The organism is Microcoleus sp. B7-D4, from assembly GCF_036705125.1.
In the GTDB taxonomy this organism is placed as follows: Bacteria; Cyanobacteriota; Cyanobacteriia; order Cyanobacteriales; family Microcoleaceae; genus Microcoleus.
Window position 1 is genome coordinate 1 of record NZ_JAUBTT010000025.1, and the last position, 26,917, is coordinate 26,917.

26 protein-coding genes are annotated in these 26,917 nt (G+C 46.4%); 13 read left to right on the forward strand and 13 right to left on the reverse strand.

The window, feature by feature from the left end:
- Both QUB12_RS12285 and QUB12_RS12290 read right to left on the reverse strand, forming a co-directional pair.
- The coding region (locus tag QUB12_RS12285) for an ISL3 family transposase (protein ID WP_333306955.1) at positions 1-1,051 on the reverse strand (1,051 nt) is incomplete at its 3' end.
- Positions 1,052-1,169: 118 nt separating this feature from the next.
- Positions 1,170-2,423 (reverse strand): FIST N-terminal domain-containing protein, encoded by a 1,254-nt coding sequence (locus QUB12_RS12290; RefSeq protein WP_333142156.1) that lies wholly within the window; start codon positions 2,421-2,423, stop codon positions 1,170-1,172.
- A 1,230-nt stretch (positions 2,424-3,653) separates the two neighbouring features.
- On the opposite strand from QUB12_RS12290, the gene ltrA reads away from it, so the two are divergent.
- From ltrA to QUB12_RS12310, 4 genes are all read left to right on the forward strand, one after another.
- Positions 3,654-5,348: a group II intron reverse transcriptase/maturase gene (gene ltrA, locus QUB12_RS12295; protein WP_333306957.1), complete on the forward strand. Its 1,695-nt coding sequence runs from the start codon at positions 3,654-3,656 to the stop codon at positions 5,346-5,348.
- A gap of 167 nt (positions 5,349-5,515) precedes the next feature.
- Entirely contained in the window at positions 5,516-5,752 is a 237-nt protein-coding gene (locus tag QUB12_RS12300; protein WP_190662788.1) for a Calvin cycle protein CP12, read from the forward strand.
- 585 nt (positions 5,753-6,337) lie between these two features.
- Positions 6,338-6,541, forward strand: coding sequence for an Arm DNA-binding domain-containing protein (locus QUB12_RS12305; protein WP_333142154.1), 204 nt, complete (start codon positions 6,338-6,340; stop codon positions 6,539-6,541).
- 76 nt (positions 6,542-6,617) lie between these two features.
- Complete coding sequence (locus tag QUB12_RS12310) at positions 6,618-7,547, forward strand: serine/threonine-protein kinase (RefSeq protein ID WP_333142153.1); 930 nt, start codon at positions 6,618-6,620, stop codon at positions 7,545-7,547.
- Here QUB12_RS12310 and QUB12_RS12315 read toward each other — a convergent pair.
- From QUB12_RS12315 to QUB12_RS12330, 4 genes are all read right to left on the reverse strand, one after another.
- Positions 7,541-8,167, reverse strand: coding sequence for a J domain-containing protein (locus tag QUB12_RS12315; protein ID WP_333142152.1), 627 nt, complete (start codon positions 8,165-8,167; stop codon positions 7,541-7,543). The genes QUB12_RS12310 and QUB12_RS12315 overlap by 7 nt on opposite strands.
- 45 nt (positions 8,168-8,212) lie before the next feature.
- Positions 8,213-9,646: a transposase gene (locus QUB12_RS12320; protein ID WP_333142151.1), complete on the reverse strand. Its 1,434-nt coding sequence runs from the start codon at positions 9,644-9,646 to the stop codon at positions 8,213-8,215.
- 382 nt (positions 9,647-10,028) lie between these two features.
- Positions 10,029-10,622 (reverse strand): ATP-dependent Clp protease proteolytic subunit, encoded by a 594-nt coding sequence (locus tag QUB12_RS12325; protein WP_333044307.1) that lies wholly within the window; start codon positions 10,620-10,622, stop codon positions 10,029-10,031.
- A 262-nt stretch (positions 10,623-10,884) separates the two neighbouring features.
- Positions 10,885-11,544, reverse strand: a complete 660-nt coding sequence (locus QUB12_RS12330) for an ATP-dependent Clp protease proteolytic subunit (protein ID WP_190741967.1) — start codon at positions 11,542-11,544, stop codon at positions 10,885-10,887.
- Positions 11,545-11,950: 406 nt separating this feature from the next.
- Between QUB12_RS12330 and QUB12_RS12335 the strand changes: the two genes are divergently transcribed.
- From QUB12_RS12335 to thrB, 4 genes are all read left to right on the forward strand, one after another.
- Positions 11,951-13,186 carry a VWA domain-containing protein gene (locus tag QUB12_RS12335; protein ID WP_333306959.1) on the forward strand — a complete coding sequence of 412 codons (1,236 nt, stop codon included), beginning with the start codon at positions 11,951-11,953 and terminating at the stop codon, positions 13,184-13,186.
- Positions 13,187-13,389: 203 nt separating this feature from the next.
- Complete coding sequence (locus tag QUB12_RS12340) at positions 13,390-13,956, forward strand: Uma2 family endonuclease (protein WP_333142162.1); 567 nt, start codon at positions 13,390-13,392, stop codon at positions 13,954-13,956.
- Between the two features lie 4 nt (positions 13,957-13,960).
- Positions 13,961-14,437, forward strand: a complete 477-nt coding sequence (locus tag QUB12_RS12345; RefSeq protein WP_333142149.1) for a tetratricopeptide repeat protein — start codon at positions 13,961-13,963, stop codon at positions 14,435-14,437.
- Between the two features lie 90 nt (positions 14,438-14,527).
- Positions 14,528-15,460 (forward strand): homoserine kinase, encoded by a 933-nt coding sequence (gene thrB, locus QUB12_RS12350; protein ID WP_333142148.1) that lies wholly within the window; start codon positions 14,528-14,530, stop codon positions 15,458-15,460.
- A gap of 282 nt (positions 15,461-15,742) precedes the next feature.
- Here the strand turns inward: thrB and QUB12_RS12355 are convergent, their stop codons facing one another.
- Entirely contained in the window at positions 15,743-16,990 is a 1,248-nt protein-coding gene (locus tag QUB12_RS12355; RefSeq protein ID WP_333142147.1) for a response regulator, read from the reverse strand.
- Positions 16,991-17,453: 463 nt separating this feature from the next.
- Here QUB12_RS12355 and QUB12_RS12360 point away from each other — a divergent pair, with 463 nt between their 5' ends.
- Both QUB12_RS12360 and QUB12_RS12365 read left to right on the forward strand, forming a co-directional pair.
- Positions 17,454-20,186 carry an endonuclease MutS2 gene (locus QUB12_RS12360; protein WP_333307010.1) on the forward strand — a complete coding sequence of 911 codons (2,733 nt, stop codon included), beginning with the start codon at positions 17,454-17,456 and terminating at the stop codon, positions 20,184-20,186.
- Between the two features lie 159 nt (positions 20,187-20,345).
- Positions 20,346-21,287 (forward strand): site-specific DNA-methyltransferase, encoded by a 942-nt coding sequence (locus QUB12_RS12365; protein WP_333306962.1) that lies wholly within the window; start codon positions 20,346-20,348, stop codon positions 21,285-21,287.
- A gap of 348 nt (positions 21,288-21,635) precedes the next feature.
- On the opposite strand, the gene QUB12_RS12370 is transcribed toward QUB12_RS12365, so the two are convergent.
- Together QUB12_RS12370 and QUB12_RS12375 are read right to left on the reverse strand one after the other, a co-directional pair.
- The gene (locus QUB12_RS12370) at positions 21,636-21,794 is read right to left on the reverse strand and encodes a hypothetical protein (RefSeq protein ID WP_333306964.1); all 159 of its coding nucleotides are present in this window, start codon (positions 21,792-21,794) and stop codon (positions 21,636-21,638) included.
- A complete protein-coding gene (locus tag QUB12_RS12375) occupies positions 21,787-21,999 on the reverse strand; it encodes a helix-turn-helix transcriptional regulator (protein WP_333044298.1) in 213 nt (70 codons plus the stop codon). The genes QUB12_RS12370 and QUB12_RS12375 overlap by 8 nt, the downstream gene beginning before the upstream one ends.
- A gap of 190 nt (positions 22,000-22,189) precedes the next feature.
- On the opposite strand from QUB12_RS12375, the gene QUB12_RS12380 reads away from it, so the two are divergent.
- Together QUB12_RS12380 and QUB12_RS12385 are read left to right on the forward strand one after the other, a co-directional pair.
- Positions 22,190-22,324, forward strand: a complete 135-nt coding sequence (locus QUB12_RS12380) for a hypothetical protein (protein WP_333306966.1) — start codon at positions 22,190-22,192, stop codon at positions 22,322-22,324.
- Positions 22,325-22,383: 59 nt separating this feature from the next.
- Complete coding sequence (locus tag QUB12_RS12385) at positions 22,384-22,989, forward strand: DUF3038 domain-containing protein (RefSeq protein WP_333218822.1); 606 nt, start codon at positions 22,384-22,386, stop codon at positions 22,987-22,989.
- Between the two features lie 114 nt (positions 22,990-23,103).
- On the opposite strand, the gene QUB12_RS12390 is transcribed toward QUB12_RS12385, so the two are convergent.
- On the reverse strand, positions 23,104-23,241 hold the full coding sequence (locus QUB12_RS12390) for a hypothetical protein (RefSeq protein WP_333224445.1): 138 nt from the start codon (positions 23,239-23,241) through the stop codon (positions 23,104-23,106).
- On the opposite strand from QUB12_RS12390, the gene QUB12_RS12395 reads away from it, so the two are divergent.
- Entirely contained in the window at positions 23,189-24,784 is a 1,596-nt protein-coding gene (locus QUB12_RS12395) for a DUF4335 domain-containing protein (RefSeq protein ID WP_333306968.1), read from the forward strand. The genes QUB12_RS12390 and QUB12_RS12395 overlap by 53 nt on opposite strands.
- A gap of 210 nt (positions 24,785-24,994) precedes the next feature.
- Here the strand turns inward: QUB12_RS12395 and QUB12_RS12400 are convergent, their stop codons facing one another.
- The 3 genes from QUB12_RS12400 to QUB12_RS12410 form a co-directional block, all read right to left on the reverse strand.
- Positions 24,995-25,186: a hypothetical protein gene (locus tag QUB12_RS12400; RefSeq protein WP_333306970.1), complete on the reverse strand. Its 192-nt coding sequence runs from the start codon at positions 25,184-25,186 to the stop codon at positions 24,995-24,997.
- A complete protein-coding gene (locus QUB12_RS12405) occupies positions 25,152-25,535 on the reverse strand; it encodes a VanZ family protein (RefSeq protein WP_333142142.1) in 384 nt (127 codons plus the stop codon). Before QUB12_RS12405 ends, QUB12_RS12400 begins: the two co-directional genes overlap by 35 nt.
- Before the next feature lie 122 nt (positions 25,536-25,657).
- On the reverse strand, positions 25,658-26,917 hold a 1,260-nt coding region (locus QUB12_RS12410; RefSeq protein WP_333306972.1), incomplete at its 5' end, for a DUF3370 domain-containing protein.

Genomic DNA, 26,917 nt, shown 5'->3' on the forward strand with positions numbered 1-26,917 from the left:
TGACTCCACTTGTGGTGCGATGAAGAAAGTAGTTGCAAATACCCTCAAAATGATTCTCAATTGTTGATGCAGATTCTCTAAAAAATACTTGTGCATGATTTAGCCATTCTTTGATTTTTGTCTGCCCTTCTTTGACCGTCAAATTAGTCTCATATATTTCTCTAAATTTTTCTTTCATCTCATACGCAATTCGCAAACATTCGGATTTTTCTAGTATTAATTCTAATTTATAAATCTGCTCTTGATTCAAATTTACTCGATTACTTAATAATAAATTTTTACTTTGCCTGTCTGTTATTCCGGCTGCTCTACGTAACTTATTTACGTCTTTGTTAACTACTTTCATTACATGAAAACGATCAATAATAACTTTGGCGTTTGGGAATACTTTTTTGATAACTTTAGGGAATCCTCCCCACATATCAACACTCACTTCCTCAACTTGTTTACGAACTTCAATTGGTTGTTCTATAAGGACTTCAATGATTTCTTCACAGCGATGAGAATCAATCATCTCAATTAAATTACCTTCGCCCAGGTCACTCACAACAGTCACAAAATTTCCTTGACATGAGCGCATACTTATCTCGTCGAGACCAATTCGTTTAACCCGTTGCCAATTCGGTTTTTTTTTGAGGGTGTTTACCTGCTCAAATATTCCTTTTATTTCGTCATAACTCAGTCCTTCTTCTCGTCCAATTTGCTCCATGCTCGATTGTTTGACACGCTCATAAATATCTTGTTCATATCGTTGAGTATGCCGTCTTTTAACGTCCAAAAAATCTAATTTTTCTGTGGGATACCGTTGACAAAAAGGACAGTAAAACTGCCGTCGTGGGATTTTTAGATATACAGGACGACCAAAAACCGACAAATCTCTTACTAAAATTGGTCGATTTTGATGCAGTTTTTCGGTAGGATTGTTACAATGATGACAAACAATTCCTTCTGATGAAATGCTCAGTCCCAAGAAAATTTTTCCCTCAACTTGAGTACAAGTTTCAACCCTGACTCCAGGCAAGGCTAATAGATAGTCTAGATGGAAGCTCATAACGGTAAATGTATTAGTAGGTACATTTTACACCATAAACTCAGGAGAGCCCAGTTAACAGTCAACAGTCAACAGTCATCAGTCAACAGTCAACAGTCAACAGCCAACCGTTCACAAATTATGAATTTTGGCGGCAAATCCCGAATACAGAGGTGTAGCCGTGCAGAAATGTGCTGCCGCCGACTGGGCCGATTTCGCCGTTGCAGAAAAAGCCGCTCAGCGGGATGTTTTTGAGGTATCGGCCGAACAGTCGGGAGTCAAAGTTCGATTCGCCGTAAAGCCCTTCACCGCGCCCCAGACAAGAGAACATCAAGGCGCCGGCGCTGGAGGTACCACTGTACTCGGCGGCCCGCTGATAGCGATCGAGCAGCATTTCTAGGTCTTCTGCGGAGGTTCGCGCGTCCCGCAGGTGAAATTGGATGCGCTGTCCGGGACGGACTCGATCGCCGATCGCAATTGCCCCCACTTTCGGATCTACTCCCAACAGATTGCGGATTAAAAAATCTCCCGGCTCTAATGTCAGCTTGAATTCATCGCTGACTAAGCCTACAAATAACGAGTGCTGCGCTAATTCTCGGTCTTCTTCGCTCAAAGTTTGAACTAACTCTCGCAACGCCTCTAAGGGCGATCGCTCGATGCCCGCGCTGCCCGTATCGTCGGTTTGTTCTTCGAGTTTGAGCAAAATATTCCGCTCTCCTTCCGTCACCCGATAAGGATGCCCGATCGGCCTGCAGCCTTGAGCGACGATCGTTTCCAAAACTATATTGCCGCTCAAAGCTACCCCAACCGTCCCTTCTCGGTAAAGCTGATAGTCGCAAAACAGCGCCGCGCCCCTGCCCGCACCGTCCCCCCCGGCGAGCCCCCCTACCTTTGCCGCGCCCGGATAGGCATAATCTAGCCCTTGCAGCAAATCGTTAATTTTTGCGGAAAAGGGGTCTGCCAAGATGATGAACTGCGGTTCTTCCTGGGCCGGCACGCCCAAGAGATCCACCCAAGTATCCGGGGGACTGTCTAAGTCGGGCAGTTCTTCTGCACCGACGTGAAAAGTTCTGACATTCACTCCCGGCAAATGGGCCAGACTGAGGCTGACTGCGGGAGATCCCTCGACTTCTTCGGTGATGCCGCCCCGGTTCGTGCCGATGACTCCTCCCCCGCCACAGCCCAAGATCGCGGGCACTGGCAGCAGTTCTCGGAGTAAAGGCATCAGCCGAGAATACTCGCTGGCAAAGGCAGACGAGATAAATATCAGCGCTAAATCAGCCGGGCCTTCTAGGTCGCGATCGGCTTGTTCTATAACTTCTTTGAGGGCGGATTCCAAAGAGGGACGGGTTGATAAAGCGCTGACCCATTGCATTTGGTTTTGGGTGTACATAAGGCAAACTTCTCTATAAAACTATCTCTATACATTAGGCTAACCGGAACTGGCCACTGGGGGGACGGTATTCTTGGGCGATCGATTCCCCATCGATTGCCGTTCTTGTGTTAACATAAGTTAACATGAGTGTCCCATTAATCTGTTTGGTCTTAAATGCCGTATTCAGCTAAATCTTAAAAGATAAAGCTCAATACAGTTTGACACACCAACCTCGTGTAATGTTTTCATCAAAAGTAAGGTCAGCTCGACCTACATTGATGCCTGTGGACTAGAATCCGCCTACGGGCTAGTAAAGCAGGAAGTAGAGACGGCTGCTGCGCTCGCAGTTATGGATGGTTTCTCTCTGGGCTGCTGCAACAGCAGCGCATCTCAAGCTATTATTAGCTGGGGTCGCCAGACCGAAACAGCAAATCCAACCCAAACTAACATCCAAAAAGAAAACCTTTCTTACTTAATAAGGTCAACGACCCAGGTCTAAAGACACGCTCGCTTCGAGCCTAAGACTTAAACCACAGTTGACCAGCCGTATACTTTAGAAGTCTACGTTTTTTGAGTTATGACACCAAGCGGCTGCTTAGCTAGTCCCTTGCTCTGTCGTTAACGGTTAGCGCGACTTGAAAAGGTTGTTTAGTTTGAGGAGCCTACTCCTCTAGGGGATTCACACCCTCTACCCTCACGTAAAAGACTCTTATAGAGTTCGGTCACGCCCAAGTAAGTAATGAAACAGGCGGAGTGCAGACCACGGAAGTAACCCTTACTGGAAGCCTAATCTGGTAAGGAGCAAGAGGGAGTTTTTCTATGATGAACACTCGTGAACTGTCATTTAAACTGCGTCATAACGAAGGGAGCCAAATAGGGCTGATAGGCTCTAACCAAAAAGGTAAGTGGGTAGATTTAATATTTAATCGTTATTAAATCGTGTGAATACAATTCCCACCGCAGAATAGACAGCATCTAAGGAAGAACAGACAACTAAACGATACAACAAGGTAAACCCTACAGAGTCTAGAAGAGGTCGAAAACTTCTAGTAAGTCTAAGGCAACGAAGACCGAAATCTCTGGAGGGTAGAGGATGGATGAAAAAGCAAACGCTAGTTTGTAATGAACTAGATAGAGGTTCAAGATTTGCCTCTGACCAAAAGGAATAGCAGACTTCATCTGGGTCTTATACGAAAAGACAAAATGTCAAAGAAACCAAATCTGAGGACAAGTTAGATGGGGGCAGTAATGTCAACAAACGGACTGAAGAAACAACTAGAAGACTGGAGCCATATTGAATGGCCAAAGGTCAACAAACTTGTTAGGAATCTACGACAAAGAATCTTTCGTGCTCGAAAACTTGGTAACTTCAAAACTCTTAGGAGTCTACAGAAGTTAATGCAACGAAGCTACGCAAACTTATTACTATCTGTTCGGCGTATCACCCAGACCAATAAAGGCAAAGCAACGGCAGGAATTGACAAAGAAATTATCAATACCCCAGCGCAAAGGGTGACTCTGGTAAATACTTGGAAGGGGGGAAATCTCCAACCAACCAGAAGGGTGGAGATACCAAAACCTAATGGAAAGAAACGACCGCTTGGAATCCCAACCGTGCGCGACAGAATCGAACAGGCAATAATTAAGAATTCACTAGAACCCGAATGGGAAGCCGTGTTTGAGCCAAATTCCTATGGCTTTAGACCTGGTAGAAGTTGTCAGGATGCCATTGTACAGAACGTCAATAGAGTTCTGCCTAAACGATACGGAAGTAATGACAAATGGGTACTAGAAGCGGACATTCGAGGATTTTTCGATAACATTGCTCATGAATCTATCCTGAACCAGATTAGTAACTTCCCCAAAAGAAGTCTTATCCAAGGATGGTTAAAAGCTGGATTGTTCTTTGAAGGAAAATTAAATCCAACAGAGATGGGTACGCCACAAGGTGGGGTTATTTCACCCCTACTTGCCAATATAGGATTGCATGGATTAGAAAATTACATAAAATCCACCAACCCAAAACTTGGCGTGGTCAGATATGCTGATGATTTTATTGTCACAGCCAAAGACAAAGGAAGTCTTGAAAAAGCCCAAATCCAGATTCAACAAGGGTTATCAAAAAGAGGACTCGAATTAAGCGCGGAGAAGACGCTAATCACGTCAATGGATGATGGTTTTGATTTCCTTGGATACAACCACCGCCATTACAATGGCAAATTGCTAGTCAAACCCTCGAAGAAGAAAGTCTTAGACTTTTGTAAACGAATCGGGAAAGAAATAAAGGCAATGAACGGAGTAGAACAGGAGGAGGTCATTAGAAAACTCAATCCAATTCTTCGAGGTTTTGCTAACTATTACAAAGGACAAGTTAGCAAGGAAACCTTTGGATATATCTCATGCCGGGTATGGCAATACCTATGGCAATGGGCAAAGCGTAGACACCCACAGAAAAGCGCAAAATGGGTTCGGAAACGCTACTTCAAGACCATAAATGGCAATACATGGACATTCGCTACAACAACTAGCGACCGCCGAGGGAAAGAGAAATATTTAATCCTCTACCCGATAGCATACACACCCATTGAACGCCATGTAAAGGTCAAGGGGGAAGCGTCACCGGATGACTCCTCTCTAAAGGAGTATTGGGATAATCGCCACCAAAAATACGGTAAGAGCTACTGGGTTAAAAATTCTCGGAATTACAAAATCGCTCAAAACCAGAACTGGAAATGTCCAACTTGTGGCGAACCTCTATTCAATGGAGAGGAAATAGACACCCATCACATAATCCCTGTTTCTCAAGGCGGACGAGACGACATCGAAAACCTTCGGCACTTGCACAAAACGTGCCATAATCAGGAACACTCAAAACCCAAGTTTTCCGAGCTTGAAATAAGGCTTGAGCCGGATGAGTGCGAAAGCCTCACGTCCGGTTCTTAGGGGAGGGGAGAGCGGTGACGCTCGAACCTTACCCGGCAACATCTTTATTTGGGTTAAGGACGTGCCGTTAGCCGAACAAGCTCACTAAACAAAGGCGCGTGCTAACATTACCTAGAAATAGGTCGGGGACAACCATATTCTCCTACACTTTCCTACCAACAATTTTTATGACAACAACACCCGCAGGCAACATCCAAGAAAAAATTGAAGAAGAACTAGAAAGCGCTCGTACCGTCTGTGACCTCAAGGGCGCCACTTCCGGGGAATGCGCGGCGGCGTGGGACGCAGTTGAAGAACTGCAAGCAGAAGCTTCCCACCAAAAGCAAGTCAAACCTAAGAATTCTTTTGAAAAATTTTGCGACGACAATCCTGACGCTGCTGAGTGCCGCATCTACGAGGAATAAACGAGCCATTTAGCTCTATCCCTTTTCTCCCGCGCCGAAATCTAACTTTTGGCGCGGGAGAATTTTATTTGAGGGGTTGAGCCTTTAGGTAATGGCGAGATTTGCCCTCTATCCCCATACGGTTCAAATCCGCCTGCTTCCCCCTCGCCCCCCAAGGGGGACAAGAATTGGCTCTTGCGTCCCCCAAGGGAGGCGAGGAGGGGAAGGAGATATCTGAGGAATAAACAGTTTTAACTCAAGCGTATTGCCGTCTATCGTGTCTCAAGTAGCCTTCAAAGCGCGCCAAGTACCTTAGAAAAAATAGCAGTAACTAAAACATTAAGACCGTGTTCTGGTTGCTGATTTTTTAGCATTTTTGTAGTAAAATTTGTGACAAATAAGTGAGTATATTTTCCCAAAGATGTTGAGTCTTTTATTGGCAGCCACCGGGCCTTGGTTTCAACCGCTAGTCTGGATGCACTATCGGTTATCTGTGTTATATTGTTTCTGTGCCTTCATTCACGCTATGCACACAGCTCGATTCACCGAGGATTGCTAGAAACTTGATAGAAGGCTAAAACCCTTACAGAACCTTGAAAAAACAATATGTACGCTAAATCACAAGCAACCCCTGAGACGATCAAAGTACAGTCCGATAACGGTTCACTCCGGTTACAGTTCAGTACCAAGTACAATCCCATTTTTGGGGGGAAGCGAAAGCATCAGGGCTTAGGGATGAAGGATACTCCCGAAAACTGGCAAAAGGCGATCGCTATCGCTTGGCGGATCGAAGGAGCCAACAACGTTTAAGGTTAGTTTTGCTGGGTTTTATGCTAATAATTGAATCAATTTGTTAAATCCGTCAGTCGTCGACGTATCAAGGCCGATGATTTACTGCATCAATCCTCAATGCGAACAACGTGAAAATCCTGCTGCTGCTCAAAATTGTCAGGCTTGTGGCACGGATTTGTTAATTGCCGATCGCTATCGTATCCTTAAACCAGTGCGATCGCCCAATCCCGCACGCCCCACAGACATCTTTGAAGTTGAAGACTTGGGAACCGGGGAAAACGAATGGGGCACTGTCAAAATTTTAAAAGTCTTGAAACACACACACAATCCCGATTTAGTTCGCGTGTTCAAGCAAGAAGCGCGAGTTTTGATTTGGCTGGCAGGAAAGGGCTCAGTTCCCCAAGTCGAACCTGACGGTTATTTCCCAATTAAACTCCCCAATAATTTCCAGAAATTGTCTTGTTTGGTGATGGAAAAAATTACCGGAGAAAACTTGGCAGAATTCTTAACTAAAAAACAGTACGTTTCTCAAAATCTCGCTCTTGATTGGCTGCAACAAATGAGCAATATTTTGCAGGAAATCCACAAATATCATGTAGTGCATCGGGATATTAAGCCATCCAACCTGATGCTTGAAGCCAATGGGAAATTGAGATTAATTGACTTCGGCGCCGCCACAGAAGCAGAGATAGAGACCGCACCCATAGGTTCTGCGGGATACGCCGCACCGGAACAAATTCTAGGTAAAGCAGGCGTGCGATCGGACTTTTATGCCCTAGGGCGTACTTTTGTACATTTATTAACAGGCATAGAGCCGATTAACTTTCCCGTTAATGAAAAAACTGGTAAAATTAATTGGAGGAACCAGGCTGTAGATATTGACCCGTTACTCCTAGAGTCGATCGACGAATTGATGGAACCGCTACCGGAAAACCGACCTGAAAATACCCAAGTTATTTTAGAAAAATTAAAAATTCACGACGCAGACCCCCTGCAAAAGGGGGACGCAACATCGCTTCAATAAATCTGTTCCAACCTGCGAAAATCGCGCTCAACTTCCGCCCACAAAGCCCGATTGTGAGGGTCAGTTTTCACAGCCTTTTTCAAATAAATTCTCGCCTTATCAACCTGCTTTTCTCCGATCAAATGTCGTCCCCAGCGCTGATAGGCGATCGCCTGCCACTGACGCACCTCCAAATCTTCGGGAACCCGCTGGGCTAAACCCTCAATCAAGGCGATCGCCCGTGGGAACCTCTGATATTTCAGCAACTGCTGCAGCTCAAAATAAGCATCTTGCTTTAACTTTTGTTCCGCAGCCGACAGATCCGCATTAGATTGAACCGCAGCCTCTTTTCGAGTCACTTTAACTGCCTGCGGTTGAGCTTTCACCTCCTGATCCGGCGGTGTCCAAGTAGGCGGCACAGTTGAATTGGCAACTTTCGACTCCGCAACATGGTGGGGGGCAACATTCACCAGGAACTTATAAGCCTCAGTAATAGCAATAAACTTATTCTTAGCCTGTTCGTTTCCCGGATTCACATCGGGGTGATACTGTCTGGCTAACTGCCGATAAGAGGCCTTAACTTGCGATAAACTCGCGCCAGACCTCAGTCCTAACTGTCGGTAATAATCTGCAATATCCATCTAGCATGAATGAGCGTTGATAATACCAGTGAACAAACCTGACGGTCAACGGAGTATCGTTAGACTGCAGGCTTCTTTTTCCCTGTTTGCAAGGGCTTTTTTGAGTGACGTAGAACCACCGCCACTTTCGTAATTCAAGCCAATCTTTTTGATAAGCTTGGCTGAATTTTCATCTCTCTCGAGTTCCTCGCCACACTGACAAGAATGCCATCGCTCAGACAATTCTTTAGGCACTTTGTTGAGACAGTTCCAACAATGTTGAGAAGTGCCTTTCGGGTCAACGAATACAACGCTTTTACCTAGTTTACCAGCGACATATTTGATAACAGTAGCAAACTGACCATGAGCAGCATCAAGCATTGATTTGTTTAAGCCACTCTTAGCCGCTTGACCGTTGGGCAAGTAGACCAGATTGCCGTCCTCAATATCAGTCTTAACTTGGGCGCGTCTAGTTAGATTCTTGAGACTCAAGTCTTCCAAAACTAAAACATCACACTTATTGAATAATTTATGTGCAGTCTTGAATTGAAAATCTAATCTTGTTCTCGCTACAAATTGATGAAGTTTGGAAATTTTGTCTTTGATAATTTTCCAAGACTTAGATCCTTTAACTCTTTTAGCTAACCTCGCTTGAAGTTTGGCCAACTTCTCAGAAGACCTTCTCAAAAATCTAGGATTTTCGACTCGTTCGCCATTGGACAAATAGAGATAATTCGTAATTCCCAAATCAATACCGAGACAGTTTTCGGCAGTCGGTTGAATTTCTGCAACCGTTACTGGCACTGTTTTATCTTCTAGCGTTAGGGAAATATACCATCCGTCTGCTTCTCTGATAACCGTTCCCGTCTTAACCTTGAATCCTTTCGGTATTGGTCTGTGGAATGCCATCGGCACTTGACCTATTTTCGCTAGGTCAATACAAATCCTGCTTTGCTCATCTTTGATAATATTCAAATTGTCAAGTTGAGGATAAGTAAACGATTTGTAATAATGAAAACCTTTAAATCTAGGCTTCCCCCTACGGCGGCCATTCTTGTCAAGTATCGTAAAGTTTGAGAAAGAAGTTTCTACCCTGTTGACTACATCCTGTAAGACTTGGGCATCCAACTTTTTGTAATCAGGAAATAGTTTCTTGGTGTTTTTCAAGTCAGCTAACTGTACGGTTTGCCACTGTACATAACCACCATCAATATTTGAGAAAATATCACCCTTTCTTGTTATGGGATTGCCTGCTTCATCTTTTTTCCTGCCATCTCTGGTTTGCACTCTAGTCAGAGGAATATTCTTGTAGATTTCCTCTACTGAGACTATAGAAGCATTCAAAGGACAAGTATTGATGGGTGTTCTGGTAGCTTCCCACCATTTGAATCTCTCGCTCAAACGGTAATTATACTGTCGCCTGCAGAGTTCCAGGTGAGTCGATATCGTCACTGCTTGGGGACGAGTGGGTTTCAGTTTGTACTTGTAGGTTAGCTGCAATGATATCTTCCTTTTTTCGACCTTCCTCAAATATAATGTGTGAATGCTAAAAGCGCAAGACTTGTTAGTAGAAAATCGCATCTTGTAGTGGTGCTACTGTTTCAATGCTTAGAATATACATTGAGAATCAGGATGCTCCCAAAGTATAATTGACTCGCTCCGTACCTCCGACCGCCGCGCCTTTCATCCTCTTGCTGAATTTATTCGGGGTACTGCGATCGCCCGGACGCCTCCAAGATATCTCCGCCTTATACACGCCTTGGACTTCCCGGCTGTTAAGTTAAATATGGCAGAATCCTTAAATGTAAAGATTCTGCCAAAATTTACTGCGAACTAGGTTGTAGTGCGAGGGTTGCCCGCACTACGGTAGCGCAAAAATAACTTACGGACGATCTTCGATCACTCTGTCAATCAAGCCGTATTCTCTGGCTTCCTCAGCGGACATGAAATAGTCGCGATCCATGTCCTTCTCGATTTTCTCGATCGGCTTGCCAGTATTCTTAGCATAGATATTATTGAGTTCGTGGCGCAGCCGCAGAATCTCTTTCGCCTCAATCTGAATATCCGTTGCTTGTCCCCGCGTGCCCCCAGAAGGCTGGTGAATCATGATTCGCGAGTGAGGCAAAGCTAACCGTTTGCCTTTCGCACCGGCAGCTAACAGGAAAGAACCCATCGAAGCAGCCAAGCCCACACAAATCGTCACCACGTCCGATTTAATGTGCTGCATGGTATCAAAAATAGCCATGCCTGCCGACACCATTCCGCCTGGGGAATTGATGTACAAAATAATATCCTTACCTGAATCTTCCGAATCAAGATAGAGCATCACAGCGATGATTTGATTGGCAATTTCATCGTCAACGTCCCTGCCCAAGAAAATAATCCGTTCCCGGTAGAGGCGATCGTAGATATTAATCCACTGAGTATCATAACCCCCCGGCATCTTGTAGGGAACTTTTGGCACACCGATAGGCATAATTCGGAACTCCGTTTAGTTGGTAATTGGTAATTGGTAATTGGGAATTGGGCATCGGGAATTGGGCATCGGGCATTGGTGATTGGGAATCGGTAATTGGGAATCGGTAATTGGGAATTGTTAGTCATAAAAAGACTATTGAATAACTAACCAGGGTAGAAACTACTAGCCATTAACCCTTAATTATTACTCATGCCCATTCCCCATTTCCTATTACCCATTCCCCATTCCCCATTCCCGATTCCCCATTCCCCATTCCCAGTTAGATGACTCCAGCAGGCAGCGGTTTCGGCAATTCTTCCGAACTTTCAAGAACGCGATCGATCAAACCGTATTCTTTAGCTTCATGGGGCGTCAGGTACAGCAACCGATCCATATCTTTAGTAATCTTTTCGATCGGTTGGCCAGTACAGCTTGCAAAAATCTCAAGCATCGTCGCTTTATTTGCCAGCACTTCCTTAGCCCGAATTTGAATGTCGCTTGCTTGACCCCGCGTGTAAGCCTTGGGTTGGTGCAACACAATCGAAGCGTGGGGCAAACTCGCCCGAAAGCCTTTTGTACCAGCCGCTAACAGCATCGCAGACATCCCCATTGCCGAACCGAGGCAAATAGTGTGTACGGGCGGCTTAATGTACCTGATCGTATCGCAGATAGCGAAGGCTTCTGTTTCAAAGCCGACGGGTTCGCCACTGTAACCAGAAGTGCCGGTCGAGTTGATGTAGATTTTGATCGGCTTATCCGGGTCTTCGTACTGCAAGAACAACAGTTCAGCGATAATCAGTTCTGTTACCGCAGGCACCAGAGGCATCCCCAGATAAACGATCCGCTCCTTCAGCAACAGGGATGGCAAATCGGGAGGTGGCGTCCGAGAGTTCCCTTCCCCGTAGTATGGCGATTGCACTGCTTTAATGGGTGTGTTCATCAGAAAAATGGGTCTGAAACCCCGTCCTTCTAGGACGGCTTTACATTGGATTGGGGTGGAGGGGTATGGTTGCCCCTCCGTGGAGATGTGGTCTTCTCCAAAACTCCCTTACGGGTAAAGTTAGCACGCGCCTTTGTTTTGAGAGCTTGTTAAACTTGCAGCACTGTTTCAGTGACCTTAAAACTGTTTAACTGCAAATGACAGGGCAGGGGACTAGCTTCGCATCCCAGGGTGTCATGACTCAAAAAACGTAGACCTCGAAAGTCTTAGGCTGGTCAGGACGGCTGGCAAGAATCTCTTACAAGCCTCATGCACTTAGGCTGAGGTTCCTGACATAACCGAAATGTTGCCTGAACTGATGGAGCTATTCTTAAAGAAATACTAACGCAATCTTTAGGTATCCCGCATGAAAGTTAGTTTGCTCCCGGTTTTAAACGACCCGAACCTTGACGCTGCTGCGCCCTCGACCCAGCGCCAGCTAGCGATTTCGGTGTCTGCGACGGCAAGCTCGATCGACTCCAGCGTACCCTTAAACCTGTGCCTGATTCTCGACCACAGCGGTTCGATGGGCGGACGCCCCTTGGAAACCGTCAAACAAGCCGCCGGACGCTTGCTAGACCGGTTGAAGCCCGGGGATCGCTTTTGCGCGGTGGCTTTCGACCATAAAGCCAAAGTCCTCGTCCCCAATCAAATTGTGGGAGACCCCAGTAGCATTAAACGGCAAATTGAGCAATTGCGATCTGCCGGTGGCACAGCAATTGATGAGGGCATTAAGTTAGGTATTGAAGAGTTGGGCAAAGGTAAAAAAGAAGCTATATCTCAGGCATTTCTGCTGACTGACGGCGAAAACGAACACGGCGACGACAGCCGGTGTTTGAAGTTGGCTAAATTGGCGGCCGACTACAACATGACTTTAAATTCTCTGGGATTTGGCGATAACTGGAACCAGGATATTCTGGAAAAGATTGCTGATGCAGGCGGCGGTGCTCTGGCTCACATTCAGCGTCCTGAAGATGCGGTTGACGAGTTTGGTAAACTGTTTAGCCGCGTCCAAGGTGTAGGTTTGACTAATGCTTATTTGCTATTTTCCCTAATGCCAAAAGTGCGGTTAGCCGAACTCAAACCGATCGCCCAAGTTGCCCCGGATACGATCGAATTACCGGTACAGCAAGAGGGCGATCGCTTTATGGTACGTTTGGGAGATTTAATGAAGGATATAGAGCGAGTAGTTTTGGCTAATATTTATATTGGACAGTTGCCCGAAGGTACACAGGCGATCGGGCAATTGCAAATTCGCTACGACGATCCGAGTGTCGGTCAAGGTTTGCTTTCCGATCCTGTTGCACTTTCCGCTAATGTCCTGAAAGTTTATCAGCCGGCCATTAACCCGATGGTACAGCAGCACATTTTAGCTTTGGCTAAATACCGCCAAACTCAACTCGCAGAAACCCGATTGCAACAGGGCGATCGCGCCGGCGCGGCAACAATGCTGCAAACTGCTGCGAAAACTGCTCTGCAAATGGGCGATAAAAGTGCCGCAACTGTGCTGCAAACTTCTGCTACTCGTTTGCAGTCTGGTGAACAATTGAGTGAAGCCGATCGCAAGAAAACTCGGATTGCTTCTAAAACTATTTTGAAGTAATCTCATGGTTTGTAATTCTCAGGAAATCCGGCGATTGGAAATCGCGACTACACAAACAAAGTCCGCCTTCGCGGACTAAGAATATAGAAACCCGCCAGCGCGGGTTTTGTTTTTGTGTTCGTTTCACTCACCGGTTAAAATTTGTGGATGCTTTAGATGCTCGATCGTTTAGAATGTTTGTATCACCTATCAAGAGTGCTTGTATGAGCCAGACAATATCTGATAAAGTACGCTGGACTACCGCCGATTTAGAACTATTGCCCGATAACGGCGATCGTTACGAAATTATTGATGGAGAGTTATTTGTGACATGGGCGGCACACTGGAATCATCAAGAAGTTTGTGCTAATATCTGCATGGAGTTAAAAACTTGGTCACAAAAAACAGGATTAGGAGAATCAGTAATTAGTCCAGGAGTTATTTTTACAGATGTAGATTGTGTTATTCCTGATGTAGTTTGGGTGAGCAATGAACGCTTGCCTATCTTGCTAGACGAAGCCGGCCATTTAACCGCCGCACCTGAGTTAGTTGTTGAAGTATTGTCCCTCGGTGCAGACAATGAAAGACGGGATAGAGATTTGAAACTCAGACTCTATTCGGTACGAGGAGTACAGGAATACTGGATTGTGAATTGGCGGTTGCAGCAAATAGAAGTTTATCGCAGGGAACAAGCAAGTTTAAGGCTCAGTGCTACGCTGTTGAGCAATGATGAACTAACTTCGCCTTTGTTACCTGGTTTTAGTTGTTCTGTTGCTCAAATTTTTGCTTAGATTTATGAAACACTTTTACCCGGCGATCGGCATTTTAGGATTAGTTACCGTTTTGGGTGACATATCCCCTGCCATTCCAGCAGAGTCAGCGCCAATACTCATCGTTCAAAATCCTGCTGAAGACTTATTTAACAGCGGTTTAGCCAAATCAGAAGCAGGAGACATTCAAGGGGCGATCGCCGATTACACCGAAGCCATCCGGCTCAACCCCAACTACGCCAAAGCCTACAACAAACGCGGCATCATCCACGGCCGCAACCTCAAAGATTATCCAGCAGCTAAAGCAGATTTCGATCGCGCAATTGAAATTAACCCCAATTACGGCGACGCTTACTACAACCGCGCCAGAGTCCGCGAGTTCTTAGAAGACAAAGACGGGGCGATCGCAGATTATCAAAAAGCAGCGGAACTTTATCAAAAAGACGGCAATACCAACGATTATCAAGATGCTATAAAACATCTTCAAATGCTGCAACAATAGAGTGCTTTTGAAAACATAGTATAATATCCTTCGATCTGCGTTCATCCGCATTCATCGGCGGTTAAACATTCCAAATTAACTATTCAAAAAATGCCCGAAACTTCCACCGTTACCGTTACTGTACCCGCTACAACCGCCAATTTAGGCCCCGGCTTCGACTGCATCGGCGCCGCTTTAAGCCTCTACAACCGCTTCCAATTCTCCCGACTCGAACCCTCAGCAACAGAGAAACTAAAAATTACTGTTACAGGCAAAGAAGCCGCCAAAGTCAAGACAGATGACAGCAATCTCGCTTATCTAGCCTTTGTCAAGTTATACGGATACCTCAACCAATCGCCGCCGCCCGTAGCCATACATATAGATATGCAAGTGCCGCTGGCTAGAGGTTTGGGAAGTTCCGCCACAGCTATTGTCGGTGGGTTAGTCGGTGCAAATGAGTTAGCCGGAAAGCCTTTGAGTCAGGTGGAAGTGATGCAATTGGCGATCGAACTTGAAGGACATCCCGACAACGTTGTCCCCGCTTTACTGGGAGGATGTCGCCTCGCTGCTAGCAATACACCAAGCGGTTCCTGGGAGATTTGCGATATTCCCTGGCATCCAAATATTGTGCCCGTGGTAGCCATCCCCGATTTTGAACTGTCTACAGCCGAAGCCCGCAAAGTTTTGCCTGCAGATTACAGCAAGGCTGATGCGATTTTTAATGCTGCACACCTCGGTTTGCTAGTGCGGGCTTTGGAAACTGGCAATGAAAACTGGCTGCGCTGCGCCCTCCAAGACAAAATTCACCAGCCTTACCGGCAATCTCTGATTAAGGGATATGAAGCGGTGCAACAAGCTGCCCTGAATGCAGGGGCCTATGAAATGGTAATTAGCGGTGCCGGGCCCACGCTTTTAGCTTTAACGGATGTGGCTAACGCTGAGGCGGTTGAGAGGGAAATGGCGGCTGCTTGGATGGAATTTGGGGTAAAGGCTGAGGTGCGTGCGATCGGCCTCGATACTCAAGGCGCGCAAGTCTCCCTTTAATTATTCCACTCCTAGACACACAACATCTACATAACCGTGTTTTGTAGGGGCAATCCCCCGTGGTTGCCCCTCTCCAGGGAATTATTCATATTTCTATTCTCGACCTCTCTCCTTCAAATCTCTTGAATATCAACTCAAGTCTCTTCTCGATAACTTCTGCTATTCCCTCTACAAAATTTTACATAAAAAAAATCCAGTCATTGTAGGGGCGGATTCACCATAATCTCAGGCTCAAACCAACAATCGCAAAAACCCGCCCCCACCAACGGTAAATACTCTTAATTAACTGTGACGCAGCGGAAGCTCTATCTGAATTTTAGTGCCTTTACCCGGTTCGGAAAAACACTTGAACTCTCCTTTGTGCTGCTCTACAATTATCCGATAGCTGAGAGCAAGTCCCGATGATATGGGTGGTTCCGCAGGTTTTACTCCCAAAAATGGATCGGAAATTTGGGCTGTGATATCTTTGCTATGTGCGATGTCGTTATCAGCAATCTCAATCGAAATTCGCTGAGCATCGACTACCTGAGTGGTAATCAAAATCACGGGCTTAAATTTGATGGATTCCAACTCCTCTAACTCTTGAGCCGACTCTTCCAAAGCATCGATCGCGTGATTGATGATATTCAGAAAAGCTTGATTGAGCAGACCTGCATAACACTCAATCTGTGGCAAATTGCCGAATTGTTTCATCACCTTGATGTCTCGCCTTCCCTCGCGAGCCGGCAAGCGGTGCTGCAACAACAACAGAGTATTTTCTAAACCGTCGGAAACATCAAATAGCTGCCAGCCCGATCGATCGCTGCGGGAAAAATCCTGTAGCGACAAAATTATTTGGCGGATGCGATCGCTCCCGGTACGCATGGAACTCACAATTTTTAATAAATCGTCGAGTACGAATTCCACATCCATATCTTGTTGTTTTTGCAGAATTTCCGAGCCGGGATTGACTAGCTCTTTTTGATACAATCGCAGCAGTTCAATTAAATCGGTCGCGTAGCTTTGGACGTGAGTTAGATTGCTGTAAATAAAAGTAATTGGGTTGTTAATTTCGTGGGCTATCCCAGACACCAATTCGCCCAAACTAGACATTTTTTCAGTTTGCAGCATTCGATCGCGCGACAGATCCAATTCTTGCTGGGTTAACTCCAACTGCCCCCTCAACTCGTGCGATCGCTTAGACGCGCGCACCCGCGCCAATAATTCCTGCTTAACTATCGGTTTAAACAGAAAATCGTCAAAGGGCGCATCCAATGCTTGAACTTCATCAAATTGCTCCGGTGTTGTCAGCAGAATAAAATAGGCTGCCGCCAATTCTCGCTCGGCTTTCACCAGCCGGCACACCTCCAAAAAGTTGATTTGAGGCGAAGTCCCGTCGCAAATTATCGCATCGGGGGACAATTCCTTCGCCAACTCTAAACCCTCCTTATCGTCGGGAACGACTCTCACCTGATGTCCCTCTTGGCTGAGTAACTCTTGGACAACTTGAAAAGTCACAGTATCCGCGATGATCGCCAGAATCTTTGCCATACTTCTACCACCTCCACAAATTACTTTTTAGGATACAACCGCCAGAATTGCGCTGACAGATTTAAAATTCCAAAATAGTTCAATTACATCAAAAAACAGCCCATACCCGCTCCCTCAAAACCAAAAATAGCTTATACCATTTTAGATTTTATATTTTAGAGTAAAAAATTGGGAAGGACTTACTGTATAATAGTTGGGAGCTTGCCTAAAGTTGCATATTTTTTGGGGACTGGTATCACGAGAAGGTATAATTTTAGACGGGTAATGCAAAAATGCCAATTTTCTCCTTCGTAATTAATGTTACATCAGAGCTTTCGGCCGAAAGACTGCTGAGGGCGATCGCAGATACTTTCTCAAATTGCGCCAGGAAACAATAAAAAACTTTAAAATTAATTAATAGTATCGTTAAATTCACCTTCTCGGTCAGCGCCTGGGAATGCCAATTACCAACACCACCTCAACTTTGATTCAAGCCGAAACACTAGAACTATTAGAATGGCCGCGCCTGTGTCAGCACTTGGCTACCTTCGCTGCGACCAAACTCGGCGTCGCCGCCGCCCTTGACCTCGCAATCCCAGCAACTCAAGCTCAAACAGCAGAACTCCTCGCTCAAACTCAGGAAACTTATCAGTTAGAGAGCCGCGCTGGCGGTGCTTTGAGTTTTGAAGGAATCCAAGACATCGGCACTTCCCTGCAGCGAGCCGAACTCCAAGGTTTGCTCAGCGGCGAAGAATTGCTGGCAATTGCTACTACCCTCGCCGGAGCAAGGCAATTGCGCCGGATAATTGACTCTCAGGCAGATGTGCCGACGCTCAAAGAACTGGCAGCCCAATTGCGGACTTATCCCGAACTAGAGCAAGAAATCCATCGCTGTATAGACGATCGCGCTCAAGTAGCAGACAGAGCCACTCCTAAATTAGCAGGAATTAGAGTTCAAATGCGACAGTTGCGCGATCGCATTTATCAAATATTGCAGGGGATTTTGCAGCGCCAATCCAACGCCGTACAAGAACAGCTAATTACCCAAAGAAGCGGACGCTTTGTCATTCCCGTCAAAGCTCCCCAAAAAGATGCCATACCGGGCATCGTTCATGATTCCTCGGCCAGCGGCGCGACACTGTACGTTGAGCCCCACAGCACAGTCAATCTTAACAACCAAATGCGGCAGTTGCTCCGGCAAGAACAAGCCGAAGAAGAAGCAGTCCGCCGCGCCCTCACGGAGCAAGTCGCAGCAGTAAAACCCGATTTAGACAGATTGGTGGTTGTAGTTACAACTTTAGATTTAGCGGCCGCTAAAGCGCGTTATAGTTTTTGGTTGCAAGCAAATCCGCCGAAATTTATCGAATTGGGAGAGCCAGAATTAGCACCAAAAAATCCTGAAAAAGAAGATGAGGAAAAAGAAGAAAAAGAAGATGAGGAAAACTCAGAAAACAGTCAATTATTAATTCGCAACCTGCGATCGCAAATTACCCTGCGCCAGTTGCGCCATCCTTTATTAGTTTGGCAGCAACAGCACGAGCAAGGGTTTCCAGTCGTGCCGGTCGATTTAACGATCGGGCCACACATCCGCGTCGTCGCCATCACAGGCCCCAACACTGGCGGCAAAACTGTTACCCTCAAAACCTTGGGCTTGGCAGCTTTAATGGCGAAAGCAGGAATGTTTGTTGCCGCCCGCGAACCCGTAGAATTGCCTTGGTTCGACAATATTTTGGCTGATATTGGTGACGAACAATCTTTGCAGCAAAGTTTGTCTACTTTCTCTGGCCATATCCGCCGCATCAGCCGCATTTTAGAAGTTTTAGGCAATAAATCGCAGCCCCAAGGGGAAGAAAATTCAAACCTCTCAATTCCCAATACTTCGGCTACTTCGGATTCTCTCAGTACAAATACGCTCAGTACAAGTTCCCCAGGCCCCATACTTCGGCTACGCACTTCAACGGAGCTCAGTACAAGCTCAGAACAAGTGCCCCATGTCCCATGCCCCATGCCCCATGCCCCATGCCCAATTCCCAAATCTTTAGTTTTGTTAGACGAAGTAGGAGCGGGTACAGACCCCTCAGAAGGCAGTGCATTGGCGATCGCCCTGTTGCAATACCTCGCCCAACATTCCCTATTAACAGTTGCAACTACCCACTTTGGCGAACTCAAAGCCCTCAAATATCAAGACTCCCGCTTTGAAAATGCCTCAGTAGAATTTGACGACAATTCCATGCAGCCAACCTATCGCTTGCTGTGGGGAATTCCCGGACGTTCCAACGCCCTCACCATTGCCAAAAGACTCGGTTTGCTAGCATCCATAGTCGAAGAAGCTCAAACCTATGTGGGGGGAGCCTCTCAAGATGTTAATCAAGTGATTGCTGGACTCGAAGCACAGCGCCGGAAACAGGAAACCAAGGCCAGAGAAGCAACTCAACTGCTACACCAAACCGAAAAACTGCACAGAGAAGTTTCTCAAAAAGCAGCAGCTTTGCAAGAGCGGGAGCGAGAACTAAAAATAGCTCAGGAAGTGGCAGTAAATGAGGCGATAGGGTCGGCAAAATCAGAAATTGCTCAAATCATTCGTCGCTTGCAGTCGGGCAACCAGACGGCTCAAAATGCCCAACAAGCGACAGAAACTTTAAATCAAATTTCAGAAAAACATCTGCCCTCTCGGCAACAACCGGCTAAACCCAAACCGAGTTTTATGCCGAAAGTGGGCGATCGCATCCGCATTCCCAGCTTGGGCCAAACCGCCGAAGTCCTCAGCGGCCCCGACGCTAACGAAGAGTTGAGCGTTCGGTTTGGGATTATGAAAATGACTGTCAAACTCGGAGAAATTGAATCCCTCGACGGTCAAAAACCGGAAACTAAAGCTCAATTAGCCAAGGCGGCCGCCCAAGCACAAGCACTCGCTACGGCTAAAGCTAAGCAAGCAGCGGCGGAACCTGCAAAACCCAATCCCGAAATTGCCATTCGCACTGCTAATAATTCGATCGACCTACGGGGTGCGAGAGTCTCAGACGCAGAAATCGAAATAGACAGAGCTCTTTCCAAGGCCGTGGAATACGGAGTGCTATGGATAATTCACGGCAAAGGTACGGGACAGTTGCGGCGCGGGGTTCACGAGTTCCTCGCGAATCACCCGCAGGTTTCCCGCTTTGAGCTCGCCAGTCAAAAAGAAGGGGGTGGAGGTGTAACGGTGGTTTATTTGAAATAATCAAAATTTACGCATTTCCGGTTGACTCGTAATTATATAGTTGTCTGCAGCAAAACAAGTCGCAACGAACATATCATACTGATGCAACCGGAATGGATACTAGACTGCAAATGTGGAATAATTAAGAGTTGCTTTCCCACTTTAGTAACTGCCTGACTAATGAAAAAAACTCCCTCAAATGAAGTTTTGGTTGGCGACTGTCGTGAAGTGATGAAGACCTTGCCAGAGAATTATATTTCTGCGTGTATCACTGACCCACCTTATAATTATGAATTTATTGGTCATAAATGGGATGACTCAGAAATTCAAAGGCGTATTGAAAGAGTCAATGGCAAGGGAAATAAAACCCTTGTTAAAAACATTCCCTATGGCAGTGGTTTAGCAGGCGGAGTCAGAAACCAAAAATGGTATCAAAGGAATCGCAACAACACTCTGGATTATGAAAAGTGGTGCTTTGAGTGGGGTGAGCAGCTTTTTCGGATCTGCAAACCGGGTGCCACAGTTTTAGTTTTCAACAGCACACGAACGGTTGCTCACGTACAAGTAGCACTTGAAAGTGCTGGTTTCTATGCCAGAGATATTCTTGTTTATAAAAGATCGAGTGGTATCCCTAAAGGTGTCAATATCAAACAACAGTTAGAGAAGAAAGGATATGAAAATTCTGAACAATGGGATGGTTGGCACAGTTGTCTGAGGAACGAATGGGAAGCAATCTGCGTACTTCAAAAACCACTGGTCAATAATTACTTGGAAACTCTACAGGAGTATGGTACTGGTCTATTTTATACTAAAGATCAGTTCGGTGGTTTTCAGTCAAATATTTTAGAAGGTATACAGCGTGAGAAAACCGAGGAGTTTAACGTCCATTGCACAGTTAAACCAATCGCTCTAATGAGAAAGCTGGTCGAAATATTTGTACCGCGTTTGGAAAATTCTCTTCTAATCGATCCTTTCGCAGGATCTGGAACTACATTGCTGGCGGCGCAAGAATTTGGCATTAGGTATGTTGGCATTGAAATAGTACCTGACTACATAGAGATTATCAACAAGCGCCTTGATAGTTTCAGCGGTATACAGGGAATTCTCCCACTTTTTCAATAAGAAATGACTTTAAATCAAACCCGCTTATTGTTTTTATGAACTCAAACGAATCCTCCCCAGTATAAACTTTCCAAGTCCCTACTTGGCACGCTGTAATAGCTGCGGGCAAATTATCTTGTCTAAGTATTAAAAATACGGGTTCGTAATTATAAGTACGAAGTAGTGGGCCATAAGATTTGAACTTTTTCAGTGTTCCCGAATCTCCTGAGCCAATACGATATTTTGTATCTATTGCGTACCCATCAACAATCAGATCGCACGGCTCATCGCTTCCAACTTTAAATGCTGGCTGAAAGCTACTGCAATATGTTTTACACGTTTCAGTAACTAACAATTGCCAACACATACCTAACTCTTCCAATATTGCCTATTTTCTTTTTTTATTATTGGAGAAATACCAAACACATCCATTAAGATATCGTGTTCTTCATTCTCTTCTGCATAAATTTTTTCGGTAAATGAGTTTTGGTATCTTGCTAAAATTTGCTCTAGTCTTCTTTCAGTCATCAGCAGTTACCAGTTCAGCTAGACTAACGGATAATGCCTTGGCTATTTTGCTGGCATTAAGTAGCGTTATATTCCTTTCACCTCGTTCAACTGAACCAATATAGGTGCGATGTAATTCAGATAGTTCTGCAAGCTGATCTTGGGAAAGATTTCTGAGCTTTCGGAAATGTCTAACTTTTTTACCAAATTGCTCCGTAATATCCATAGATTGCGCCAGATGAAGCAATCACAACTATAATCTGACAGACTATAAGTAGCGACAGACTATAAGTAGCATTCGAGAGCGCTAGGATCTTTGCATTGATATAAGTCCCGATAGTTTCAAAGCACTGATTTGATTTCGGTCACTCTGCGGGGTAGGATGGTTAAAAGTAAAAATCTCTGGGTTTTGCGGATTGCGATCGATCGAACTTGAAGCCGCAACTTTTAACCCGCAACTCCGTCCAGCAGTTAGGATTGCCGGAATCAAAGCAACGAGCTATGGAGACAAATTAACAGATGTGCTGTTGCCCACAGGCCGCAAAGCTTGAATCACGGCATACTGTTTGATATCCAGCCTCAACCAGTCTTAATTTCCCGTGCTGAAGCCATGCGCTCGACCGTAAAGTCCTCCGCTCCCACAAACGAAAGGGGCCCATCTCCCAACTGGGAAGAATTGACCCAAAAAGCACCAGAACCTACCCAGTTGGACAACATTAAAGCCCAACTGGATTTAGTGCTGTTAGCCCTAGAAGCACTGGCAGAAATAGGCTCAGAGGCGATGCTCAAGGTAGCAGCCGAACTGAATTTAGAGCCAATGGTAGCCGATCGGGTAGCTTTGTGGCGGCTGCGCCAATCTAACCCGCTGCGGAAAGGCCACGGAGGGCGCAAAAAACTAGATGTGGAGGAAGCTCGATCGCTCGTTTTGATAAGCTGTCATTTGGCAAAACAGCACCAAGCTTTAATCCGCCGCGCTGTTGCTTTGCTCGAACAAATGGCAGAGCAAAACCGCGAACCTCACACAATCGCTTTGTTGGGAGATTATATTGACAGGTTCAGCAACACTTATGGCTCGCGCATGGAAGATGCAGAAAACTTATCGGCCCGAGAACTGAGTGATTTGGCCCTCAAACTCCTGATCGATTTGCTGTTTTACAGCAGTCCCGGCGGGCACCGCCGCCTCTGGCTGGCACTTCTAGACCGCGCTAAAAATTAAGCTAAGCATAATGGGAACGAGAATGACAAAGATCCGGAACAGGCAAGATGCCTGTTCCACCAAAAAATTTATTTGTTGTGGAACAGGCATCTTGCCTGTTGCTAAAAAAGCTTGTTAAGAATGCTGCAAAATATCAGATAAAACATAGTTATTCCCTCTTCCTTCTTCCTTCTTCCCTCTTCCTTCTTCCTTCTTCGCTATGGTTCTCAAACGGTACACGCCCCCCACTTGCACGCTGGAAATTACAGCCAAAAGTTCGCCTCTATCTCGCTGGGCGGGCCAACCGGTGTTTAAATCTTTAAGTTTCGAGCTGCGACTCGACGACCCCAGGCTGCCAGATACCGAACACGTTACTCTCAGGGGCGATCGAATTCAACTCGAAACCCTCCACGAAGCTGTCAGCAACTACGTCCAAAACTTGCTCGGCGAATCCCGCGATTGGGAAAGCAACCTCAACTCTCAAACCGGCCGTATCCCTGCGGGTTCAGACTCGCCAGAAGTCGCACGTAATGCCGTTATATTCGATCGATCCGTCCACACTTCCGAACTAGCAACCTCCGCCCCAAACACAGCCTACCTTCCGGTTCCCCCCCGCTTAGAGCCCCGCGGCTTGCTCGCCCACAACTTGTTTTTAGGCTCTTTGAGCGCCGCAGAATCCGGGCCAGTAGTTCCCTTGAGCACCCTGCAACTGTTTGACTTGGCCACAGCGCTAGATGACTGCGCCGCCGAAGTGATGGCGCTTCCCAACCTCAACCGCGAGTCCCAACGGCCGCTGTCCTCACCCTGGCTCAAGGTGGCAGCAATGCTGGTCGCCAGCGCGGGCCTGACGACTGGAATCATCAAAATGCTCGATCGAACCGCCACATCCCCGCAAACCGCCACAGCCCCCGCCACAGCCCCCGCCAATCCACAATTGAGCACCGCTCCCGGAAACCCCCAGTTAGCTGCCGGCGTTTCCCCCAGTCCAGTTCCCGCCCTACCGACACCCCCAGCACCAACACCCGCAGCCACACCCGGTTTACCACCGCTGCCGCCCCCGCCCATCAACACCGCCGCCTCCCCCAGCCCCAGCTTGCCCCCCATCGCCCTCGCGCCAACTCCCCCCACCAACAAACCCAGCCCCATCCAGCAGCCACCCCTGCTATTTCCCCCCAACGGCCGCGCAGCCAGCGCCCCACAGAGCGCCCCAGCATTCCCTCAAGGGTCAACAATCACTATTCCCGCCCCCGAAGAACCGCCCCAGGGCCGCCCCCAAGCACCCGCACCAGTACCCTACGTGCTGCCCCCATTACCGCCGAGACTAGCTCCCGCCGTACCGCCCCCCCTGCCGCCCTCCCTGTCTGCTTCCCGATTTCCCGTTCCCCCGCCGCAACCCTTCCCCCGCCCCATCGAGCCGATTGTCCCCCCCGCCAGTACCGAACTCCCAGCCCTTGAGGACGCTCAACCGCCTGCGGAGTCTGAGGATAACAACCAGGTGGCGGCTAGCAAAAAAAACCACACTTTATTTGATACCATTCCTCAAGTTTCAGAAGCTAGAACTTACTTTGAGGAACGCTGGAAGCCTCCTGAAGGAATGGAACAAACTTTGGAATACAGCGTGCTGATCGATGAAAATGGGTCAGTTCAAAGTATTGTGCCGATGGGAAAAGCAGCAGCAGATTATATCGAGCAAATTAATATGCCATTAGCCGGCGAGCCGTTTGTTTCTGCAGTTTCTAATGGAAAAAACCCAAAAATTCGAGTTGTTTTGAGACCAAACGGTCGAGTACAAACCTTTTTGGAAGAGAGTGATTAAACGCTCTCAAACACATTGTCGAGATGGGAAATCCCGGTTAATTGCTAATCTTAAACAAGTTCAAAAAAAATCAATTTTTAACTGCGACAGCAGCAGCCAGCCTATTGACAGTTGCTCCCGTTTATGCTGCACATATCTCTTGACCCGTGCGGGCAGAGTCACCAGTAAAAAAATTTGCTGACACTCGTCAACTGATGTGCATTGCACACCCTACAAACTTCCTTTTTCCTTCTTCCTGACATCCGTTACATCCGTTACAGAATCCGTTGCCGAACTTCCTTCTTCCTGACATCCGTTACATCCGTTACAGAATCCGTTGCCGAACTTCCTTCTGCCTTCTGCCTTCTGCCTTCTGCCTTCTATATCATCAATGCCCTTTTTTTCTATCCCAAACTTCTCCAATCCAATAAAAAATTGCAATCCCGCCAAAACTAAATAAAAAATCTTCAATACTAGCAGTACGATTGGGTAAAATCGCTTGCAGCATTTCTTCCGCAGCAGTGAAAATAGTAAAAATTGCGGGCCCGAAAGGAATTGAATAATTAAACAAATTCATATTTTTTTTGCCACTTGCTCTATGGCACAAAAAAGATGCTATTCCGTACAAAATAAAGTGGCCGAGTTTGTCATAAGGCGGATGAGCTAGAGGAAAGTTGACTAATTTCCCCGTACCTGCTAAAAGCATAATACTGAGAAGAATTAAAACGTACACAAAACAAGCAACTATCCAGAATTTTTTAGAGAAGTTCATCTTTTTTTTGCCGATACCGACTAGACACAAACCAAGGCAGCCCAACGCGAAACTAATATCAAATCTGGTTAAGTGCGTATTGTATTTGTAGGCCTGTGCCTACCCGTAGCAGCAGATCAAATTTAATGGGTTTTCACTGTCAAAACTTGCGGCGGCGACGCATCGGGCGGATAAATAAAATCTACATCTACAAGTCGCTTTTCTCCCGATTTCATCTCTAGTTTTACCAAAGGTTCCCCCTGCTGTCCCCGCCGCTGCACTAAATGCACGTACCGAGTTTGAGGCACTTTATTGTCATCAGTATAACGCACTCTGACAGTTCCCCTAAAAAAAGTTTGAGGTGCCGGAGGTTCTAAAAAAGTAAGTCCTCCTGAAGTTAATTTGTCTGTTTTAATTGGAGTTTGAATCGCGACAGTTACAGTTTGATTTTTGCTGGTAGAATTGTACAGCGGCAAGCTGAGACTGTATTGAATTCCGTAATTGCCGTGGGCGCGGTATGCTGTATCTGGGTAGCGGACTAGCATTCTCGCACTTTGCACTTGATTTGTACCCAGCATTCCGCGCGGGAGGCTGCTTAATGGGTAGGAAAATGCTGTTCCGGGTTGGGGAATTGCTAGGTTTGATGTGGCGGGGTTGTCTGAGAGAAGTGCTCGCCATTCTGAACCTAATGCTACACCGGCAACTCGGCCGTAAATTACTTGACCTTCGGTGATTTCCGGCGGTGTGGGAGTTCGATCGCGCGGCCCGGCTATATTACCATTGTCTAATAAGTTTTGCCATTCTACTATATTGGGCGATCGCTCGTTTCCCTGTCCGTTTCCCTGTGCATCAACTCGGGCAAACATCGCCAGACTGGCAACATAGACTATACCATCGCTCCGCAACCGCATCAAGGTCGATCGACCGTTTAGCGGCGGTACCAATCCCCGCACCGGTATCGCATGATTCATCAACAATTGGCTTTTTCCCGGTGGAATAATTAACTGCGGCTCAAAGTCAGACTGTCTCCTTCCTCTGAGAATATCATTCACAGCGCGACTTCCCGGCCCTGCGTAAATATTACTGTTTGAATTATCGACTTGCGGCGGCAATTCAATGAAAGGTGCATCGGGTTGGCTGAGATAACTCGCAGCTTGCAATATATCTAATTTTACAGGTTTATTGCCCGGATTGTAAACAATTACTCCTTGATACAATGTTCGCAAATCTTCGGGGGAAGGTGCGCGGGCTATGTGGTGGGCAAATATGTCGAAACGTCCTTGAAACGGAAAGTTTAAATGTGCGGCCGGAAATCTTTTACCATCTGGGGGAAATGTCGAAAGCAAAATTCCTTCTTGCAGCACTAATTCGGGGCTGTTGCTGTTAAATACTGGTATGTTGTC

Bases quoted from the DNA above. Each gene is read 5' to 3' on its own strand.
- QUB12_RS12365 (WP_333306962.1), top strand. From the start codon at position 20,346: ATGAAAAAAACTCCCTCAAATGAAGTTTTGGTTGGCGACTGTCGTGAA.
- QUB12_RS12335 (WP_333306959.1), top strand. From the start codon at position 11,951: ATGAAAGTTAGTTTGCTCCCGGTTTTAAACGACCCGAACCTTGACGCT.
- QUB12_RS12375 (WP_333044298.1), bottom strand. From the start codon at position 21,999: ATGGATATTACGGAGCAATTTGGTAAAAAAGTTAGACATTTCCGAAAG.
- QUB12_RS12290 (WP_333142156.1), bottom strand. From the start codon at position 2,423: ATGTACACCCAAAACCAAATGCAATGGGTCAGCGCTTTATCAACCCGT.
- QUB12_RS12385 (WP_333218822.1), top strand. From the start codon at position 22,384: ATGCGCTCGACCGTAAAGTCCTCCGCTCCCACAAACGAAAGGGGCCCA.
- QUB12_RS12395 (WP_333306968.1), top strand. From the start codon at position 23,189: ATGGTTCTCAAACGGTACACGCCCCCCACTTGCACGCTGGAAATTACA.
- QUB12_RS12310 (WP_333142153.1), top strand. From the start codon at position 6,618: ATGATTTACTGCATCAATCCTCAATGCGAACAACGTGAAAATCCTGCT.
- thrB (WP_333142148.1), top strand. From the start codon at position 14,528: ATGCCCGAAACTTCCACCGTTACCGTTACTGTACCCGCTACAACCGCC.
- QUB12_RS12300 (WP_190662788.1), top strand. From the start codon at position 5,516: ATGACAACAACACCCGCAGGCAACATCCAAGAAAAAATTGAAGAAGAA.
- QUB12_RS12340 (WP_333142162.1), top strand. From the start codon at position 13,390: ATGAGCCAGACAATATCTGATAAAGTACGCTGGACTACCGCCGATTTA.
- QUB12_RS12325 (WP_333044307.1), bottom strand. From the start codon at position 10,622: ATGCCTATCGGTGTGCCAAAAGTTCCCTACAAGATGCCGGGGGGTTAT.
- QUB12_RS12355 (WP_333142147.1), bottom strand. From the start codon at position 16,990: ATGGCAAAGATTCTGGCGATCATCGCGGATACTGTGACTTTTCAAGTT.
- ltrA (WP_333306957.1), top strand. From the start codon at position 3,654: ATGTCAACAAACGGACTGAAGAAACAACTAGAAGACTGGAGCCATATT.
- QUB12_RS12315 (WP_333142152.1), bottom strand. From the start codon at position 8,167: ATGGATATTGCAGATTATTACCGACAGTTAGGACTGAGGTCTGGCGCG.
- QUB12_RS12370 (WP_333306964.1), bottom strand. From the start codon at position 21,794: ATGACTGAAAGAAGACTAGAGCAAATTTTAGCAAGATACCAAAACTCA.
- QUB12_RS12305 (WP_333142154.1), top strand. From the start codon at position 6,338: ATGTACGCTAAATCACAAGCAACCCCTGAGACGATCAAAGTACAGTCC.
- QUB12_RS12345 (WP_333142149.1), top strand. From the start codon at position 13,961: ATGAAACACTTTTACCCGGCGATCGGCATTTTAGGATTAGTTACCGTT.
- QUB12_RS12330 (WP_190741967.1), bottom strand. From the start codon at position 11,544: ATGAACACACCCATTAAAGCAGTGCAATCGCCATACTACGGGGAAGGG.
- QUB12_RS12405 (WP_333142142.1), bottom strand. From the start codon at position 25,535: ATGAACTTCTCTAAAAAATTCTGGATAGTTGCTTGTTTTGTGTACGTT.